16 protein-coding genes are annotated in these 18,359 nt (G+C 59.9%); all 16 read right to left on the bottom strand.

What is annotated here, in order from left to right; translation table 11 throughout:
• Nucleotides 1-89: 89 nt before the first annotated feature.
• Entirely contained in the window at nt 90-1,646 is a 1,557-nt protein-coding gene (nifK, locus tag IF803_RS27295) for a nitrogenase molybdenum-iron protein subunit beta (RefSeq protein WP_018269909.1), read from the bottom strand.
• A gap of 87 nt (nt 1,647-1,733) precedes the next feature.
• Nucleotides 1,734-3,236, bottom strand: a complete 1,503-nt coding sequence (gene nifD, locus IF803_RS27290) for a nitrogenase molybdenum-iron protein alpha chain (protein WP_026192298.1) — start codon at nt 3,234-3,236, stop codon at nt 1,734-1,736.
• A 476-nt stretch (nt 3,237-3,712) separates the two neighbouring features.
• Nucleotides 3,713-4,960 (bottom strand): cysteine desulfurase, encoded by a 1,248-nt coding sequence (locus IF803_RS27285; protein WP_016848150.1) that lies wholly within the window; start codon nt 4,958-4,960, stop codon nt 3,713-3,715.
• Complete coding sequence (gene sufD, locus IF803_RS27280) at nt 4,957-6,276, bottom strand: Fe-S cluster assembly protein SufD (RefSeq protein WP_016848149.1); 1,320 nt, start codon at nt 6,274-6,276, stop codon at nt 4,957-4,959. Before sufD ends, IF803_RS27285 begins: the two co-directional genes overlap by 4 nt.
• A 19-nt stretch (nt 6,277-6,295) precedes the next feature.
• Nucleotides 6,296-7,048 (bottom strand): Fe-S cluster assembly ATPase SufC, encoded by a 753-nt coding sequence (sufC, locus tag IF803_RS27275; protein WP_028343124.1) that lies wholly within the window; start codon nt 7,046-7,048, stop codon nt 6,296-6,298.
• 69 nt (nt 7,049-7,117) lie between these two features.
• Nucleotides 7,118-8,614 carry a Fe-S cluster assembly protein SufB gene (gene sufB, locus IF803_RS27270; protein ID WP_194483392.1) on the bottom strand — a complete coding sequence of 499 codons (1,497 nt, stop codon included), beginning with the start codon at nt 8,612-8,614 and terminating at the stop codon, nt 7,118-7,120.
• 187 nt (nt 8,615-8,801) lie between these two features.
• Nucleotides 8,802-8,996 carry a 4Fe-4S binding protein gene (locus IF803_RS27265; protein ID WP_075968854.1) on the bottom strand — a complete coding sequence of 65 codons (195 nt, stop codon included), beginning with the start codon at nt 8,994-8,996 and terminating at the stop codon, nt 8,802-8,804.
• A gap of 558 nt (nt 8,997-9,554) precedes the next feature.
• Nucleotides 9,555-10,667 carry an alanine dehydrogenase gene (gene ald / locus IF803_RS27260; protein WP_016846854.1) on the bottom strand — a complete coding sequence of 371 codons (1,113 nt, stop codon included), beginning with the start codon at nt 10,665-10,667 and terminating at the stop codon, nt 9,555-9,557.
• A gap of 205 nt (nt 10,668-10,872) precedes the next feature.
• Nucleotides 10,873-11,919 carry a hydrogenase expression/formation protein HypE gene (gene hypE / locus IF803_RS27255; RefSeq protein ID WP_016846853.1) on the bottom strand — a complete coding sequence of 349 codons (1,047 nt, stop codon included), beginning with the start codon at nt 11,917-11,919 and terminating at the stop codon, nt 10,873-10,875.
• Nucleotides 11,916-13,058, bottom strand: a complete 1,143-nt coding sequence (gene hypD, locus IF803_RS27250) for a hydrogenase formation protein HypD (protein WP_016846852.1) — start codon at nt 13,056-13,058, stop codon at nt 11,916-11,918. Before hypD ends, hypE begins: the two co-directional genes overlap by 4 nt.
• Nucleotides 13,055-13,291: a HypC/HybG/HupF family hydrogenase formation chaperone gene (locus tag IF803_RS27245; protein WP_075968855.1), complete on the bottom strand. Its 237-nt coding sequence runs from the start codon at nt 13,289-13,291 to the stop codon at nt 13,055-13,057. Before IF803_RS27245 ends, hypD begins: the two co-directional genes overlap by 4 nt.
• 1 nt (nt 13,292) lies before the next feature.
• Nucleotides 13,293-15,551: a carbamoyltransferase HypF gene (gene hypF, locus IF803_RS27240; protein ID WP_016846850.1), complete on the bottom strand. Its 2,259-nt coding sequence runs from the start codon at nt 15,549-15,551 to the stop codon at nt 13,293-13,295.
• Nucleotides 15,548-16,507 carry a hydrogenase nickel incorporation protein HypB gene (hypB, locus tag IF803_RS27235; RefSeq protein WP_038376412.1) on the bottom strand — a complete coding sequence of 320 codons (960 nt, stop codon included), beginning with the start codon at nt 16,505-16,507 and terminating at the stop codon, nt 15,548-15,550. Before hypB ends, hypF begins: the two co-directional genes overlap by 4 nt.
• Nucleotides 16,507-16,848 (bottom strand): hydrogenase maturation nickel metallochaperone HypA, encoded by a 342-nt coding sequence (gene hypA, locus IF803_RS27230; RefSeq protein ID WP_016846846.1) that lies wholly within the window; start codon nt 16,846-16,848, stop codon nt 16,507-16,509. Before hypA ends, hypB begins: the two co-directional genes overlap by 1 nt.
• Nucleotides 16,841-17,932 (bottom strand): nickel-dependent hydrogenase large subunit, encoded by a 1,092-nt coding sequence (locus tag IF803_RS27225; protein ID WP_016846845.1) that lies wholly within the window; start codon nt 17,930-17,932, stop codon nt 16,841-16,843. The genes hypA and IF803_RS27225 overlap by 8 nt, the downstream gene beginning before the upstream one ends.
• Nucleotides 17,929-18,324, bottom strand: a complete 396-nt coding sequence (gene hybE, locus IF803_RS27220) for a [NiFe]-hydrogenase assembly chaperone HybE (RefSeq protein ID WP_075968856.1) — start codon at nt 18,322-18,324, stop codon at nt 17,929-17,931. The genes IF803_RS27225 and hybE overlap by 4 nt, the downstream gene beginning before the upstream one ends.
• Nucleotides 18,325-18,359 lie beyond the last annotated feature (35 nt).

The following is an 18,359-nucleotide window of genomic DNA, read 5'->3' as shown; positions in this document are numbered from 1 at the left end:
TTCCTCTCTGCGAAAGCAACTCTCTGCCGACCATCTTGCACGCGCGCCATCGGCGAGTGTTCCGGCGATGGCACGCGCACTCTCCGCCATCAACGAATGATGTCGAAGCTATAGTCAGTCTTGCCAAGAACATTGGTCTTCTTGTCGATTTCGTCGAAGATCTTGTCGAGGATCTTCACCAGTACATTCAGGCCGCCCTGATAGCCCCACACGGGGGAGCGGTGATGGTGATGCCGATCAAAAATTGGAAACCCGATGCGGATTAGTGGCGTTCCCGTGTCCCGTTCCAGGTACTTGCCGTGTGTATTGCCAATCAGAAAGTCAACCGGCTCCGTGAACAAGAGCGAGCGCATGTGCCAGAGGTCCCGCCCCGGATAGGCTTGGCAGGCCTGACCAAATGGCGAGCTTGCAAACAGCGCCTGCATTTTTTCCTGCCACGCCTTGTTGCCATTGGTGGACAGCACATGGGTCGGTTCGGCGCCGAGTTCGAGCAGAAAGGCAGCCAACCCATAGCAGAGATCAGGATCGCCATAGATCGCGAACTTCTTGCCATGGATATGCGCGCTGGAGTCCGCGATGGCATCAACCAAGCGGCCACGCTCTCGCGCGAGCTCCTCCGGAATCTCCTTGCCGCTGATGCGTGATAACGCCACGAGAAAATCATCTGTTGCGGACACACCGACCGGGTAATTGAAAGACACGACGTCCTGGCCATGCTCGGACACGAACGGCAGCGTTTTTTCCGTACACCATTGCTGCATGGAGATTGTCGCCTTGGCGTGAATCGCGTTCGCCGCGTCTTCCAGCGTGGTGCCGCCGTCATACATCCGGAACTCGCCGTCGGTCGGGGTATCGAAGACTTCAGAGTTATCGGCGAGAATCGTATGTTCGATGCCCATCAATGCCAAGATTCGCTTGATCTCGCGAAGATTTCCAACGGTATTGCCATCAAAGCCGCCGATGATGTTGATTGCCTCATTTGGCTTGCGCTCCAGCTTCGGCGCCGTTCCGGCCTTGCCGTCCCAAAAATGCTCGAGAATGCCCTTGAGTGCGTTGTCGTAGCCCGTGACGTGGCTGCCGACGAACGCCGGCGTATGTGCGAACGGCACGTCGAACTCTGCCGGAACCGAGCCTTTTTCCTTCGACGTCTTGATGAAGGCGTTGAGGTCATCGCCGATTACCTCAGCCATGCAGGTCGTCGAGACCGCAATCATCTTGGGTTTGTACATGTTATAGCTGTTGGCGAGGCCGTCGATCATATTGTTCAGCCCCCCGAACACAGCGGCGTCTTCCGTCATCGACGAAGACACGCAGGAGCTCGGCTCCTTAAAGTGCCGCGACAGATGGCTGCGGTAATAGGCCACGCAGCCTTGCGAGCCATGGACGAAGGGCAGCGTGCCCTCAAAACCGACTGAGACGAAAACGGCGCCAAGCGGCTGGCAGGCTTTGGCCGGATTTACCGCAAGCGCCTCCCGCGCGAAATTCTTTTCGCGATATTCGGGGGTTTTCGTCCATTCCTTGATACGTTCGACCTCGGCAGGATCGCGGGGATTTTCGAACAACTTCTTGTCGGCCAGCATTTGTTGGTATTCTGGACCGCGGAACAGTTCGAGATGATCGAGCACATGTTCTGCACTCTGCGCCATGTTAGGATCCTTCACTATCGAAATTGATATCGCCCAACTCTCCGCAGAGAGCGGGATCGGTTGCTCTATTGTGAAACCAAGTGCTTGTTACTCTGCAGCCAAGAGCTTGGCTTTCGAGGCTTCCTTCCAAGGTGCCTTCATCTTCTTCCAGATCGGCGAGTTGACAGCCATGTCCATGTCGCGCGCAAAGATCGCAAAGCCGTCATAGCCGTGATATGGGCCCGAATAGTCCCAGGAATGCATCTGCCGGAACGGCACACCCATCTTTTGGAAAACGTACTTTTCCTTGATGCCCGAGCCGACCAGATCAGGCTGGAGCTTTTCCACGAAGCGCTCGAACTCATAGCCGTTGACATCGTCGTAGATGAGCGTGCTGTCCTTTACATAATGCTGTGCGGTGCGCTGATAGTCGTCGTTATGACCGAACTCGTATCCGGTTCCCACGACTTCCATGCCGAGGTCCTCGTAGGCGCCAATCACATGACGCGGACGAAGCCCGCCGACGTACAGCATCACCGTCTTGCCCTGCAGGCGCGGGCGATATTTTGCGATCACGGCGTTCACCAGCGGCTGGTACTTTTCGATCACCCGCTCGGCACCCTCCTTGATCTTGTCGTCGAAATAGCCGGCAATCTTGCGCAGCGATTCTGCGATCTTTGAAGGTCCGAAGAAGTTGTACTCGCACCAGGGGATACCGAACTTCTCCTCCATATGACGCGAGATGTAGTTCATCGAACGGTAGCAATGCAGAATGTTGAGCTTCGCCTTCGGCGTTGCTTCGAGCTCGGCGAGTGAACCGTCGCCGGACCACTGTGCAATCACCCGCAGGCCCATTTCCTCCAGCAGAATTCGCGATGACCAGGCGTCGCCGCCGATATTGTAGTCACCAATGATCGCAACATCGTAGGGCGTCGGCTCGAACTTTGGTTTGCCGTCGGGGTCGAGCTTGTCGAAAATCCAATCGCGCACCGCGTCGTTGGCGATGTGGTGGCCAAGCGACTGCGACACGCCGCGAAAGCCCTCACAGCGGACAGGCACGATGGTCTTGCCACCATATTCCTTGGATTTCGACCTTGACACGGCCTCGATGTCGTCCCCGATCAATCCGATCGGGCATTCCGATTGGATGGTGATGCCGTGGTTGAGCGGGAAAAGCTCCTGGATTTCGTCAAGGACTTTGACCAGCTTCTTGTCGCCACCGAATACGATGTCCTTCTCCTGGAAATCGGAGGTGAATTGCAGGGTTACAAAACTATCGATGCCCGTTGTGCCAACGTAATAGTTACGACGCGAGCCCCACGAATACTGGCCGCAGCCAACCGGGCCGTGGCTGATATGGACCATGTCCTTGATCGGCCCCCAGACCACCCCCTTGGATCCTGCATAGGCGCAGCCTCTGATTGTCATCACACCAGGTATGGATTTTATGTTGGACTTGACTCCGCAATCGGACTTCCCGGACTGGTGAACGTTGAGATGCTTGGCACGCCGCTTCGCGGTCTTCTCTGGATAGACCTTCAGCACCTCGTCGATCAGCTGTTTGTTACGAGCCCTGATTTCTGCAATGCTCTGGGTCGTGGCGAGACTCATGCTGATGTCCTTCAAGGGTTAGCGGTTGGAAGTGCTTCTTGCTGACCAAGACTTTTGCAACGAGCATGCCAGTCCGTCGGGAGCGCAAAAACCAGAACAAATAGACACAGTTAGCGCGGCCCGTCCGATGAGGCTGGTTGTTGTTGCGAACGCGACATCGCGCTTTGCGCGGAGACTTCTTCGTTGACCCTGTTCGAAATGGAACAAGTGCCGGCTATGCGCCAAGTTGCGCCGCGCAGTTCTCGAAGACGCGCAGTTGCCGCCGATTGCAAGATTTTGCGATCGCGCGCGGCGGGACGGCCGCTAACATGGACGAGTGGGTGGCTCGCGGCTCCGGCTTGCCAATACCATCTATGCTGCCGGGCACGACGGATGCTTACCTTCAGCGAAGACGATGATGGTCTTGTGCATGACGTCATCGCCCGCCGAGTTCGATGCAAGCTCCCTAGCCACTTAGACGTGGCCCACTCGCCGTCTCACGAGAACAGCTGCCGCGCCTTGATGAGCGCACCGACGAGCGTATCAATCTCTTCACGTGTGTTGTAGAGGCCGAAGGACGCACGGCATGTCGCCAGAACACCGAAGCGCTTGAGCAGCGGCATCGCGCAATGGGCCCCTGCCCGCACCGCCACACCTGCGCGGTCGATGACGGTGGCAATATCATGCGCATGCGCACCCTTCATATCAAAGGAGATGATCGGCCCCTTCTCGGCTGGTGTGCCGATCAAGCGCACGGAGTTGATGTCCGCCAGCTGCTGCTGAGCGTAAGCAAGCAGTGCGCTTTCGTGCTCGCGGATCTGCTTCTTGCCTATTGAATTGATGTAGTCCACAGCCGCCCCCAGACCGACCGCCTCGACGATCGGTGGCGTACCCGCCTCGAAGCGGTGCGGCGGATCACCATAGATGACGCCGGTACGTGAGACCTCACGGATCATTTCGCCCCCGCCATTGAAGGGTGGCATCAACGCCAGATGCTCAGATTTGCCGTAGAGCACGCCGATGCCGGTCGGACCATAGAGTTTGTGGCCCGTCATCACGTAGAAATCGCAATCGATGTCGCAGACGTCGGCGTTCAGATGGACGCATCCTTGCGAACCATCGATCAGCACGGGGATACCGCGAGCATGAGCGATCCTCACCACCTCCTTTACCGGTAAGACGGTCCCCAGAGCATTCGACATTTGTGTGATCGCAACCATCTTGGTGCGCCGGGTCAGGAGCTGCTCAAAGGCATCCAGCAGGAAGTTGCCGTCATCATCCACTGGTGCCCATTTGATCACCGCGCCGTGGCGCTCTCTGAGAAAATGCCACGGCACGATGTTGGAATGATGTTCCATCATCGAGAGAACGATCTCATCCCCCGGGGTGACGCGTTCACGGCCGAAGGTCTGGGCGACCAGATTGATTGCCTCGGTGGCGCTGCGGGTGAAGATGATCTCTTCGTTTAGACGGGCGTTCACAAATTGCGCCAGCTTGGCACGCGCGCCTTCATACGCCTCGGTCGCAGCGTTAGCGAGGTAGTGCAAACCGCGATGAACGTTGGCATATTCGCTTGAGTAGACCTGCATCATGCGGTCAAGTACCGCCTTCGGCTTCTGAGCCGAGGCGGCATTGTCGAGATAGACCAGCGGCCTGCCATAAACCGTCATGCTCAGCGCAGGAAAGTCCGCACGCAGACGGTTGACCTCGTACCTGCCATTGCTCATCGCGGGATGCACGCTCATCTCCGCGCCTGCATCCAGTGTTCAGTTTGCGCGGTCACAAAATCGCGCAGGCTCTCGGGGACGATTTCCTCAATCGCCTCGCCCAGGAATGCTCCAATCAGCAACGCCTGCGCGTCCTTTTCGGATAGACCGCGAGCACGCAGATAAAATACGAGTGCACCGTCCAGCGCACCTGACGTCGATCCGTGGCCGCAAGTCACGTCGTCGGCCAAGATTTCGAGTTCGGGCTTGTTGTCGGCCCGGGCCTCGTCGGACAGAAGCAGCGCCCGCGTCGTCAGCGTGGCGTCCGTCTTCTGCGCGCCAGGACGAACGACAATCCGGCCTTGGAGCACCGAACGGCCGCATTCGTCGATCACCGCACGGAACTTCTCCCGACTGGTGCAATGTGGCACGGCGTGATCGACGACCATTGTCGTGTCGACATGCTGCTTGTGCCTGATGAGATTGACGGCGTTCGCCGAGAGCTTGGATCCCTCGCCAGTCAGCGTGACGAATCCCTGGTAGCGACTGACGGAGCCGCTACAAGTCATGCTGAAGAAATCGAGCTTCGCTTTTGCGCCGACCGCGATGATGCTTGATGAGATATGCACGGCGTCAGCGGCGTCGGCCGCCAGTCGGATATGCGACAGGTTCGCCTCGTCACCAACCAGGGCAATTGTCGCATCGTTGGTCTGATAGCCGCTCGCGCCTTCAGCCGAGACGAAACTCTCCACTAAGGCCGCATGCGCGCCTTGGCCAAGTTGCAGATAGGAACGCGTGAAGTTGGACACCAACGATCCGGTCGTGACGTGAACGATCTGAATCGGACGCTTCACCGCTTCGCCGTCAGCGATCGTAATCACGAAGCCATCGGTCGCCATTGCCGCATTGAGCGAGATCACCGCATCAGTCGTCGTCGACAGCACCAGGCCGGCCATCGCACTGTCGGTCGTATCTTCCAGGACCTCTCGGAGCGACCGCACAGCGACCCCGTCTTCCAGACTGTCCACATCAGAAAGCTCCGGTACGAATACACCATCCACCAAGACGAGTTTGACCGCCCGATCGACTGCTGTTTGCTTAACCGACGCCGCTGCGCGCACCAGCGCAGCCGCATCGGGTCGCGGAGCGAGCGGCAGGACCGCGCCCATCAGCGCGCGCAGATCGGTGTATTTCCAGGCCTCGATGCGTTGCGGGAGGCCGGCACGCTCGTAGGCTTCGAACGCCCTCGCACGGATATGAGCGACGAGCCCGGAGCCAGGCAACCGTCCATGCGCCGCGGCAAAGACATTGTCCGTTGCGCGCCCGGCGGCGGTTTTGGTCACAACCTGCTTCATCGGGAAATCTCGTGCGCGGTCACGCCGCGTCTTCGAATTGTGCGTAGCCACAAGCCTCAAGCTCCAGCGCGAGTTCTTTTCCGCCGCTCTTTCTTATCTGCCCTTTCGACATCACGTGGATAACGTCCGGCACGATGTAGTCGAGAAGCCGCCGATAGTGGCTGATTACAATCATCGCGCGCTCCGACGAACGCAGAGCGTTGATGCCACCCGCGACAATCCGCAGCGCGTCAATGTCGAGACCGGAATCTATCTCGTCCAGGATGCACAGGCTCGGTTCGAGCAGCGCCATCTGCAGAATCTCGTTGCGTTTCTTCTCGCCGCCGGAAAATCCGACATTGAGGCCGCGCTTGAGCATGCCTTGCGGTATATTGAGCGAATTAGCAACCTCGCGAACGCGTTTTATAAAATCGGGGGTGGAGAATTCCGTTTGTGCTCGCGCCTTGCGCTGGGCGTTCAGCGCCGCGCGCAGGAAGTTCATGGTGGTCGCCCCGGGAATTTCCACCGGATATTGGAAGGCAAGAAATACGCCCCTAGTCGCGCGCTCGCTTGCCTCCATCGCGAGCAGGTCCTCACCGTTGAATAGGATTTGGCCAGCGCTAACTTGATAGCCGGGCTTGCCGGAGATAACGTGACTGAGTGTGGACTTTCCGGAGCCGTTCGGCCCCATGATTGCATGCACCTCACCCGCATTGACCGCAAGATCGAGGCCGCGAAGAATTTCGCAGCCCTCGATACCAACATGCAAATCTCGGACTTCGAGTAGCGCCATTTAACCTGCCCCTGAAATGCGTCATCCAGAACGCAAGCCGCAATCGCAAGGGCTCGCGGAAACGTTTAGTTACCCGACGGATCCCTCGAGCGAGATAGAGATCAACTTCTGCGCCTCCACCGCAAATTCCATCGGCAACTTTTGCAGCACGTCTTTCGCGAAACCGTTGACGACGAGGCCAGTGGCCTGTTGCTCGCTCAAGCCTCTCTGCACGCAGTAGAACAGCACGTCCTCGGAAATCTTCGACGTCGTCGCTTCATGCTCGAACGTCGCCGAGGAATTCTTGGCCTCGACATAGGGCACGGTGTGCGCGCCGCATTCGTCGCCGATCAGAAGCGAGTCGCAGGCGGTGTAGTTGCGCGCGCCGGTTGCCTTGCGATGGGCGCTGACCAGGCCGCGATAAGTGTTCTGCGACTTCCCGGCGGCGATGCCCTTGGAGATGATCCGGCTCGACGTGTTCTTGCCGAGGTGGATCATCTTGGTGCCGCTGTCGACCTGCTGGAAACCGTTCGAGATCGCGATCGAGTAGAACTCGCCGCTCGAATTGTCGCCGCGCAGGATGCAGCTCGGATATTTCCAGGTGATCGCCGAACCGGTCTCGACCTGGGTCCAGGAGATCTTCGAATTGCGACCACGGCAGTCGCCACGCTTGGTGACGAAATTGTAGATGCCGCCCTTGCCTTCCGAATTGCCCGGGTACCAGTTCTGCACCGTCGAATACTTGATCTCGGCATCGTCGAGCGTGACGAGCTCGACCACGGCGGCGTGCAGCTGGTTCTCGTCGCGCTGCGGCGCGGTGCAGCCCTCGAGATAGGAGACGTAGGAGCCCTTGTCGGCGATGATCAGCGTGCGCTCGAACTGGCCGGTGTTGCGCTCGTTGATGCGGAAATAGGTCGACAACTCCATCGGGCAGCGCACGCCCGGCGGCACGTAGACGAACGAGCCGTCGGAGAACACAGCCGAATTCAATGTCGCGAAGTAATTGTCCGAGGTCGGCACCACGGTGCCGAGATATTTCTGCACCAGCTCGGGATGCTCGCGGATCGCCTCCGAGATCGGCATGAAGATCACGCCGGCCGCCTTCAGCTCCTTCTGGAAGGTGGTCGCAACCGAGACCGAATCGAACACGGCGTCGACCGCGATCTTGCGGTTCGGCGTCTGCTCACCACCAGGCGGCGGCTCGACGCCCTCGAGGATCGCGACCTCGCGCAGGGGGATGCCGAGCTTCTCGTAGGTCTTGAGGATTTCCGGATCGATCTCGTCGATCGAGGACAGCGTCTTCTTCGGCTTCGGCGCCGCGTAGTAGTAGATGTCCTGGTAGTCGATCTTCGGATAGTCGACGCGCGCCCAGGTCGGCTCGGTCATGGTCAGCCAGCGGCGATACGCCTCCAGGCGCCATTCCAGCATCCAGGCCGGTTCATTCTTCTTTGCGGAGATGAAGCGGACGGTGTCTTCCGACAGCCCCTTCGGGGCCTTGTCGGACTCGATCAGCGTCTCAAACCCATATCGATACTGGTCGACGTCGATGCGCCGGACGCGCTCGACCGTCTCTTGTACAGCTACCATTGTCTACTCCGCTCCCACACGGAAAACTCTAGCCGACGACGATTGCCCAGCGCGACCCTCCAAGCTGATCGTGCAAGTCATGGCCAACGCGGGATCAGCGGGTGAGAGAATCAGGTCCCCAACCCAGAGAGCCGTCGCTAGAGTCTTCATCCTGCTTTGCGCCGGAGTTCCCCTCATCGGCGACCTCTTATGCCGGCACGCAGGTGTCGGGCACTGGGCAAACGACAGCGCATTGCGGCGCGTCAAAATGACCCTCACATTGAGTGCACTTGGCTGGATTGATCACATATATATCGTTCTTCAGGCTGATCGCCGCGTTGGGACATTCGAACTCACACGCGCCACAGACGGTGCACTGGGACGCGATTATCTTGTAGGCCATTACTGCGATTCCATAAGCAAAGTGCGGACCGCTTCTTGCTTTCAAGTCTTATGCCAAAGAGCTTGGGCTTGATTTGTCTCGGCTATTTTCCAAGGCATGTCGCCGCCTCAACGATTGTCGCAAATGCTACAATCGGCCTCACGGCAGCTTGATCGCGACGCATAGTTGGAGCGCAGGGTCGATCCGGCGGCGGTCGGCCGATCAGGCCACGTTCGTCAGCCCGGCTCGCCTCTCCACAGCACAGCCAAAAAACGTCGTGCCCGATCGCGCAGATAAAGGTCGCTTCGATGATCGCGGTCCTTCTGGGCGAGCCGCGGCAGGCAATGTTAATCCCCGCGGATTACCGGAAAATCTGCTTTCCCTGTAGAGGACGGAACTACTTCGGCTGGCATCACGGGGACGACCGAAAGCCAAGCGCGATCGTCTGATGCCCCCTCGGCTTCGGTCCGTACTCCGAAGAGACGCCAGCGGGGCTCGGCAGATCGAAATTGCCGAAAAAAAGCCACCCCGAAGGGTGGCCCAAGTCAGGGAGGAAACGCCCGTGTGGGCCTCTGGGAATCAGGCCGCAGCCTGTTCGATCGGAGAGAAGGGGAGCCCGAGACTCTCGGCAACCGCCTTGTAAGTCAGCCGGCCCCGATGGACATTGAGGCCCGCGCGCAGGTGCGGATTATCGAGCACGGCGGAAAAGCCCTTGTTGGCCAGAGCCAAACCAAACGGCAGCGTGGCGTTGTTCAGTGCCTGGCTCGAGGTTAGCGGCACAGCGCCGGGCATATTCGCGACGCAGTAGTGAATGATGCCATCCACTTCGTAAGTTGGATCAGCGTGAGTGGTTGGGTGCGATGTCTCAAAGCAGCCGCCTTGATCGATAGCGACATCGACGATGACCGCCCTTTTGCGCATTGAGCTCAGCATGCTCCGGCGGACCAGCTTCGGCGCGCTCGCTCCTGGAACGAGCACCGCACCAATGACCACATCGGCCGCAAATACCTCCTCCTCCAAGGATTCGATGGTGGAAAATCTGGTACGAACGCGCCCTTCGAATAGCTCGTCCAACTCGCGGAGCCGGGGTATCGAACGGTCGATGATGGTGACCTCCGCGCCCAAACCGACCGCCATGCGTGCGGCGTGCGTGCCGACGACGCCGCCTCCGATCACCACGATCCGAGCCGGCTGAACACCGGGCACTCCACCGATCAACAGCCCTCGTCCGCCTGCACTGCGCTTCAGCGCACTACCCGCAGCTTCGATCGCAAGCCTACCCGCGACCTCGCTCATCGGCGCCAGCAGTGGAAGACCACCATGGGCATCAGTTACGGTCTCATAAGCGATCGCGGTGCACCCAGATTTCAGGAGCCCCTTGGCCTGCTCCGGGTCCGGCGCCAGATGCAGGTAAGTGAAGAGGATCTGGCTCTCCCGCAGCTGGCTCCATTCGGACGGTTGAGGCTCCTTAACCTTTACGATCATCTCGCTCGATGCAAATACCTCGCCTGCGGAATCGAGAATCGTTGCGCCGGCGGCGCGATAATCGTCATCGGTTGCACCAATGCCGGCGCCGGCATTGGCCTCGATCATCACGCGGTGGCCCGCTGCCACATATTCGCGGACGGCTCCAGGGGTAAGGCCCACGCGATATTCGTGCGCCTTGATTTCCTTGGGGACTCCGACCTTCATTTGAAAACTCCCTGCCTAGAGGGGTTTTTTAATCGCAAGAGCGCAACGATATTGCGAGGCTGGCGCCTAAATGGCGCAGGAATTCAGCGATCTTGGACTAGCTACGCAGGATTTCAAACAAGCAGATGCGAAGCGTATTGAGACGAGCATGCTCGCTGAGCTAATCATCGTTCCCTCATGCTCCCCGCAAATGCGCGTGGCGTGTTCAACAGATCCGAGGCAATTGTTCGCCTGACAACCAATCGACAATTCTTCCGCCGCCAAAACTGGTCGCCACTTGCACAAATTTGTGATCGTCAGCTACGGCCTCGCCAATATCGGCTGCATCGCATCCGAGCGGATGCCCCTTCATGGCCGCAAGCACGGCATCAGCTACACCAGGCGCGACGATCGCAACGAGCTTGCCCTCATTAGCGACATGGATCGGATCAAGCCCAAGGAGTTCGCAGGTTGCCGCAACAGCGGGCTTTACCGGAATGGCCGCTTCCTGCAGACGGAACCCGAGGCCAGATTGATGCGCAATCTCGTTGAGGGTGGCGGCAAGACCGCCGCGCGTGGGGTCACGCATCACGTGGATGCCGCGCCCGCCAGCCGCCACCATGACGGCCACCAAGTCATGCAGCGATGCGGAATCCGAGACGATCTCAACTTGAAGAGCGGCGTTCTGGCGCGTTGACATGATCGCCACCCCATGATCGCCAAGGCTGCCCGACACCAGCACACGGTCCCCGATCCTTGCTTTGTCGGCGGACAGATCGAGCCCATCGGCCAGAACCCCGATCCCGGTCGTAGAGATGAACAACCCATCCGCCTTGCCGCGCTCGACGACCTTGGTATCCCCAGTGATGATGTAAACGCCGGCACCGCGCGCCGCCGCGCCCATCGACTGCGCAATCGTCCTTAGATCCGAAAACCGAAAACCCTCCTCGATGATGAAGCTAGCTGACAGATAGAGCGGACGCGCGCCGGCCATCACGACATCATTGATCGTGCCGTGCACAGCCAATGACCCGATATTGCCGCCAGGAAAAAACAGTGGCGAGACCACATAGCCGTCGGTCGTCATCACCATCCTGCCTGCCGCAACCTCAAACGCCGACTGATCATTGCAGCGGGCGAGCCATTCATTACCGAAGGCTTGGTGAAAAAGGCCGGAGATCAATTGTGCCATGGCGCGCCCCCCAGATCCGTGGGAAAGATCAACACGTCCGTTCTCGACGTCGAGCTTGCCATGATAATCCTTGACGCTCATGACAACCGCCTCACCTGATCATCGCGAACTCGGCCGTAGGTCCAATACGCAGCACAGGCGCCTTCCGAGGAAACCATGCAGGACCCAACGGGTGTTTCCGGCGTGCAGACGGTTCCAAACAGCTTGCAGTCAACCGGCCGCTTGGCGCCGCGCAGGATCGCGCAGCACTCGCATGCCGGATTGTCGGCGACACGCAGTTCGTGCATCGCAAAGCGCGCCTCGGCATCAAATCCGGCATAAGCCCGCTTCAGCTTCAGTCCGCTGTTGGGGACGAGCCCAAGCCCTCGCCACTCGAACTGTTCACGCAGTTCGAATACCTGCGAGACCTCGTCCTTGGCGCGACGATTGCCTTGGCGCGTCACCGCACGGCTGTATTGGTTCTCCACCTCGTAGCGGCCTTCGTTCACCTGCCGCACCAGCATCAGGATTGCCTGCATCACGTCGAGCGGTTCAAATCCCGCGATGACGATCGGCTTACCGAATTGTTCCACTAGGGGCTCGTAAGGCTGCGTACCGATGATCGTACTGACATGTGCAGGACCGACGAAGCCATCGATTGCGACCCCACCGATGTTGCGCATCTTCGGGTTCTCGAGAATGCTGTGCATCGCAGAGGGCGTAAGCACGTGGTTGCAGAACACGCTGAGGCCCCTCAGCCGCTTCTTTTCGGCAATCCGGACCATCACCGCCGTCGGGGGCGTCGTGGTCTCAAATCCGATGGCAAAGAAGACCACCTCCCTGGTTGGCACCTGTTCGGCGAGCCGGATAGCGTCGAGCGTCGAATAGACCATCCGAATGTCTGCGCCGAGCGCTTTGGCGCGCATCAGGGACTGCCCCTGCGACCCGGGCGCGCGCATCAGGTCGCCATACACGCACAGAGTGACCTCCGGACGCTCGGCGAGCCGGACCGCCATGTCGATCCGGCTCGCGGGCAGAACGCAGACTGGACAACCGGGCCCGTGGATCATGCGAACATTCGCAGGCAACAAATCCTCGAGGCCGTAGCGGGAGATCGCATGAGTGTGCCCGCCGCAGAATTCCATGAACCGGTAAGCCCGTCGCGGACCGGCTTCGGCGCCAATCGCCCGCGCGAGCCCCTGTGCGATGGTCTTGTCACGAAATTCATCGGCATATTTCATGATCGGGGTTCCCGCCCTGCACTGCCTAGTTCCTGCAGGAGCTCCAACGTGCGCTTGGCTTCTGTCGGGTCGATCTTGGATAGCGCGTAGCCGACATGGACAAGAACGTTGTCGCCGACATCGAGCTCCTCGACGAGAGCGATCGATATTTCCAAGCTAACCCCATCGATGGACACGATCGCCATATCGTCGGGAAGAATTTTCGAAATCTTTGCCGGGACCGAAAGACACATATCAGGTTGCTCCTTCCAGGGCTGACGACTGTTCGGCAGTCTGCAGAGCGGCAACCCAGGCCTGACCAAGGCTCAAACCACCATCGTTGGGCGGCAGTTTCCGTGGCACCAGCGGGTTGAGGCCTGCGCTGCAGCAACCGCGCTCAATTTCATCCGCCAGCACCGCGTTCAGAAAACAGCCGCCGCTTAGAACGATGGTATTGACGCCGGTTCTCCGCGCAGCGCGCCTGACCCAGTCGATGCAGGCGACGGCAAAGGTGCCATGAAACAGCCCGGCTCCGTCCGCGGTGTCGATGTTGTCTGCAATCAACCGCGAAAACAGCGGGCGAAGCGACAGCACGTCGCGGTCGATGGTCCAGCCCGCTTCGAGAATTGCAGTCCGCCGTACCAACGCCTCGAGCTTCATCGCGGCCTCGCCCTCATAACTCTGCAAACTTGCAACCCCCAGCAGCGCCGCCGCGGCATCGAATAACCGGCCCGCGCTGGTCGTCGTGGCTCCGCCCGCTTGATCGAGCAATGCTGACACACGCCCAGCCTGCCGCTGCGCAGCAAAGCGAGGCGCGATTTCATGACCCCGGCCGAGCGCCTGCAATACTGCGCTTGCCATACGCCACGGCTCGCGGGCTGCGCGATCGCCGCCAGGCATTTGCAGGGGCGCGAGATGCCCGATGCGTCGAAACCTCGTTCCTTCGCACAATAATAGCTCGCCACCCCAGTTACCGCCGTCGGAACCGAAGCCATGGCCGTCGAGCACCAAGGCAAGCGCAGGTCCGGCGTGCCCGTGCTCAGCGATGACAGCGGCAGCGTGGGCGTGGTGATGCTGGACGGCGACAAGCGCCCGGCCGCTTGCTTGCGCAAACCGGGTCGACGCCATATCGGGATGCATATCATGGGCAATGACGACAGGCTCCACATCAAGGGTCGATGTGAGGTGGTGGATCGTCTGCTCGAACACACAGATCCCTTCGGCCGTATCAAGATCGCCAATATGCTGGGAGACGAAGGCTTCGTTGCCCCGCGTGATGGTGACGGTTGACTTCAGGGCGCCGCCGACGGCGAGCACGACCGGCACAGACCTCGCAAGCCGGATCGGTTCGGGAACATAGCCACGTGCCCGGCGAACGAACTGAGGCCGGCTGGCCACCACCGACAGCACGGTGTCATCGGCGCGCGTCAGGATATCTCGATCATGGGTCACGACAAGGTCGGCAATCCCCTTGAGCCGCCGCAGCGCCTGCGCGTTGTCGATCACGAGCGGTTCGCCGCAAGAATTGGCGCTGGTTGCGACGATGACCGGGGCTGCCCCCGCAAGCCATGTTCCTGTCGAGTGAAGCGCATGAAAGATGAGGTGATGCAGTGGCGCTACCGGCAACATGACACCTACGCGCGATAAGCCAGGAGCCGTCGCGGGCGCCAAATCATTGCGCGAAGTTAAAAGCACGATGGGACGTGCTACGGATTCGAGCAGCGCAAGCTCTGCCGCGTTCGCTTCCGCGATTTCGTTGACACGCTCTATGGAACCGACCATGACCGCGAACGGCTTCTGGGGGCGCTGCTTTCTGCTGCGCAAACGCTGCACGGCGTCCTGGTTGCGCGCATCGCAAAGCAGCTGATACCCGCCGAGCCCCTTTATTGCCACGATTTGGCCGCCGGCAATCGCCGCAGCAATGGCGTTGACCCCATGGCTAAGCCGAGGACCGCATATCGGACACGCGATCGCCTCCGCGCGAAACCTGCGGCTCGCTGGATCGGCATATTCGGCCGCGCAGGCGGCACACAGCCTGAAAGCCTTCATGACCGTGTTGCGGCGATCATACGGAAGCTGTTCGGCGATCGTGTAGCGCGGGCCGCAATGGGAGCAGCTGACGAAGGGATAAAGGTAATGGCGATTTTCTGGATCGAATAGCTCGCCCAGGCATTGCCGGCAGGTCGCGGCATCGGCAACGATCCGAGTTGACAACCTGCCGCCTTCGCTCGTGTGAATCGAAAAATCTTGTGCCGCGAGCGCCCCGGTCCGCTGAACGCAGATGTGGTCGATACGTGCAAGTGGAGGCGGCTCGAGCGGCAAAGCAGCGACAAACTCGGACGCCCGGTTACCCTCGACTTCGATTGTGACGCCCTCGGGGCCATTGACGACGAATCCCGCCAATCCGTATCGCCTGGCAAGGCCATAGACGTAGGGGCGAAAGCCGACTCCTTGCACGGCCCCGCTCACGCGCACGCGCAGCCGTGTTCGGTCGCAGATGGCGGCGGCGCTCATCGCCTGGTGTCCTCCAAGGCGCGCCTTTGATGCGCTACCTGCTCATCGATCCAACCGTAGAGTGAGCCAAAACCCTCGCCGGTCCGCGCCGAGACCGTGAGCACTTCGATCTTGGGATTGACGCGTCTTGCGTATTCGACGGTCCTGCCCAAATCGAACTCAAGCAGCGATGCCAGATCAATCTTGTTGATCAGCATGAGCGAAGAAGCGGCAAACATATCCGGATATTTGAGCGGCTTGTCTTCGCCTTCGGTGGTCGACAACACCACGATCTTGCAGGCCTCGCCTAGATCGAAGGCAGCGGGACAGACCAGATTGCCGACGTTCTCGATGAAGAGAATACCGCGCGTGAGCGGCGGCAAGCGGCGATAGGCCTCACCAATCATGGCAGCATCGAGATGACAACACTTGCCGGTATTGACTTGAATAGCTGGCACGCCGGCCGAGCGAATGCGTTCGGCATCGTTCGAGGTCTGCTGATCGCCCTCGATGACCCCGATCGTCCAGCTGCGCTTGAGCTCGGACACGGCGCGGACCAACAGCGAGGTCTTGCCTGCACCAGGACTGGACATAAGATTAAATACGAGCAGTTCGTGGGCCATGAAGAGGGCGCGGTTTTCCGCCGCGATCCTGTTATTCTTGCCAAGGATGTCGCGCCCGACCTGAATGATATGCTCGCAGCTCTTACCCGCGACCTTCAATGCAGCCGGGTCGGCGCCGCGGCTCACAAACGCCTGCCCATCATGCGCCTGATGATGGCCAAGATGATGAGGGTGATCATGGCCATGGCCGGCATGGTGTGAATGCTGCAGGCCCTGGTCGCCATGCAGATGCACCTCATGGCGATCGCAATTGTCCTGCACATCGGGACGGCCGCGAACGCGACCTTGCGCATCATGCACTTCGGCGCGTTCAGTTGAAGACGCCTGTCCGCTGCAGCCGCATACGCTACACATCAATCGATCTCCAGCTCTTTCACTCGCATCTCCTCGCCTGCTGTTACCTGCAACTGATAGCTGCCGCAGCATGGACAGCACTCATCGCGCCGTGCAATCTCGATGCTCTTCGAACAGGTCATGCACCAGGCCACGCCGGGACATTCGATGATTCTAACAGCCGCGCCCTCGGCAATGGTCCGCGTTGCAACGACAGCAAAGCAGAACCTGATCGCTTCAGGCGCAACATGGCTCAACGCCCCGATCTCCAGACAGACGCTCCGCACCTGGGAAAACGATCGGCGATGCGCCTCCTCCTCGACGATTTCGACGATGCTTTGACAAAGCGCCATTTCATGCATCGTCAACTTTGCGAAACTTGAGTGTGAATCCGACGCAGGGATCAAGCGATTCAATCACCGCACGAACCGCTTTCTGATGTCGTCTCGTCGTCAGCCCCGCGCCCTGCAGATTCCGGACAAGTGGTCCGCGCCAATGGAAATTCCATTCCGTCGGCGCAAGACATTCGAAGCGGGATATCTGGCCCTGAGGATCAAGCTCGACCGCGTGATAGAGCCGGCCCCTGGCGCATTCGATCGCGGCCGCTCCTCGTCCAGGACCTAACCTGTAGCTTTCGATGATCCCAGGCTCGGCCGATTCGATATGAGCACCGGACTTGAGCCAATCGCATAGCTGCCGGATTTCTGCAATTCTGGCCTTCAGCCGCGCGACCGCACCCGACCGACCCAGCCAGAGCCGATCACGCGTCATTTGGCGCGCCCATGGACCCGTCTCGGGCGCATGCCCACCAAGATCGGGACAATGGCAAAATGTCGGGTCATCGCCGAGCAGCCGTTCAGTGATGTTGCGGTCGTCGGCAACGGACAGGAACGAGTGCGCGATCGAGATGGACCTCAGGTCGACTTCGTCAAGCGCTGCAATGCAAAGCGCGAACGGGCTACCGGGCCTCGGCGCGCCATCTTCATCCGGCATGCCGAGTGCCGCGAGCGAAGCCACAATCTGCGCTATAGCCTCACGCCGAATAGAGCCGCGTGCTGGCCGTGCGCCGCCCACAAGCATTGACAGTCCTCGTATGAGGGACCGGATCGCCGCCGCACTGACATTCGGCGTAGGAAACCCGACCAAGAGGCCCCGCAGCAATTCTGAGATGCGCTCGGCAACGACCAAGAGCATACGACGCTGTGTCGTCGCGAGGATGATCTTTTCGTCACGTGCCGCCTCGATCGCGGACAGCAATGCGGTTTGTTGCGCAGCGGCACATACTGGGAAGAGATGCGGCAGCGCCTTGAGCAACGCCGAGGCCGGTTTGCCGGCGAACAGCCGTGCCAGTGGCGGCCGGGCTCGCGGCAGGATCTCGACCGCGGCGATGACGTCGGCAGCAAGCGATATGGTGACATCGATTTTGTTGCGAGCGACGAGGCTCATGCGCACCGCTCCGTCATCATCTCGCGCAAGAAATGCCGGCGGTCGATCGGACAGAGACGTGGCGCTTCGGTATGATTTAGCGCTCGGCGGTTGGGCGGCCACATCGTGGCAAGGACCGCTGCTTCGGCGCGGGCGCCACCCATGTCGTTGCGTGAGATCGCCGAAAGCAGGGAGCAACAGGCAATCGAGCCCAATGATGCGATTTCGCTGCCACCAAGCTCAATGTTGCGGAATCGAACTCGCAAGCGCAGGTTCGATTTCGGTCCAGCATGCCGTTGGCGGTTGCTCTTGCGCAAGAAGGCGACCAACTTCATGGCCCAAGGCGCGCCCATCATGCTAACGGGCCCTGCCCTCTGCACGTGCGAAACCCCGATCGCTTGGACCCTGAACACGGATCGTTCAAGGTCGGTCGCGTGCGCACGGCTCG

Source organism: Bradyrhizobium sp. UFLA06-06 (genome assembly GCF_054820065.1).
Note: the sequence above shows the minus strand (reverse complement) of the source record. Positions and strands in the feature narration are given on the sequence as shown.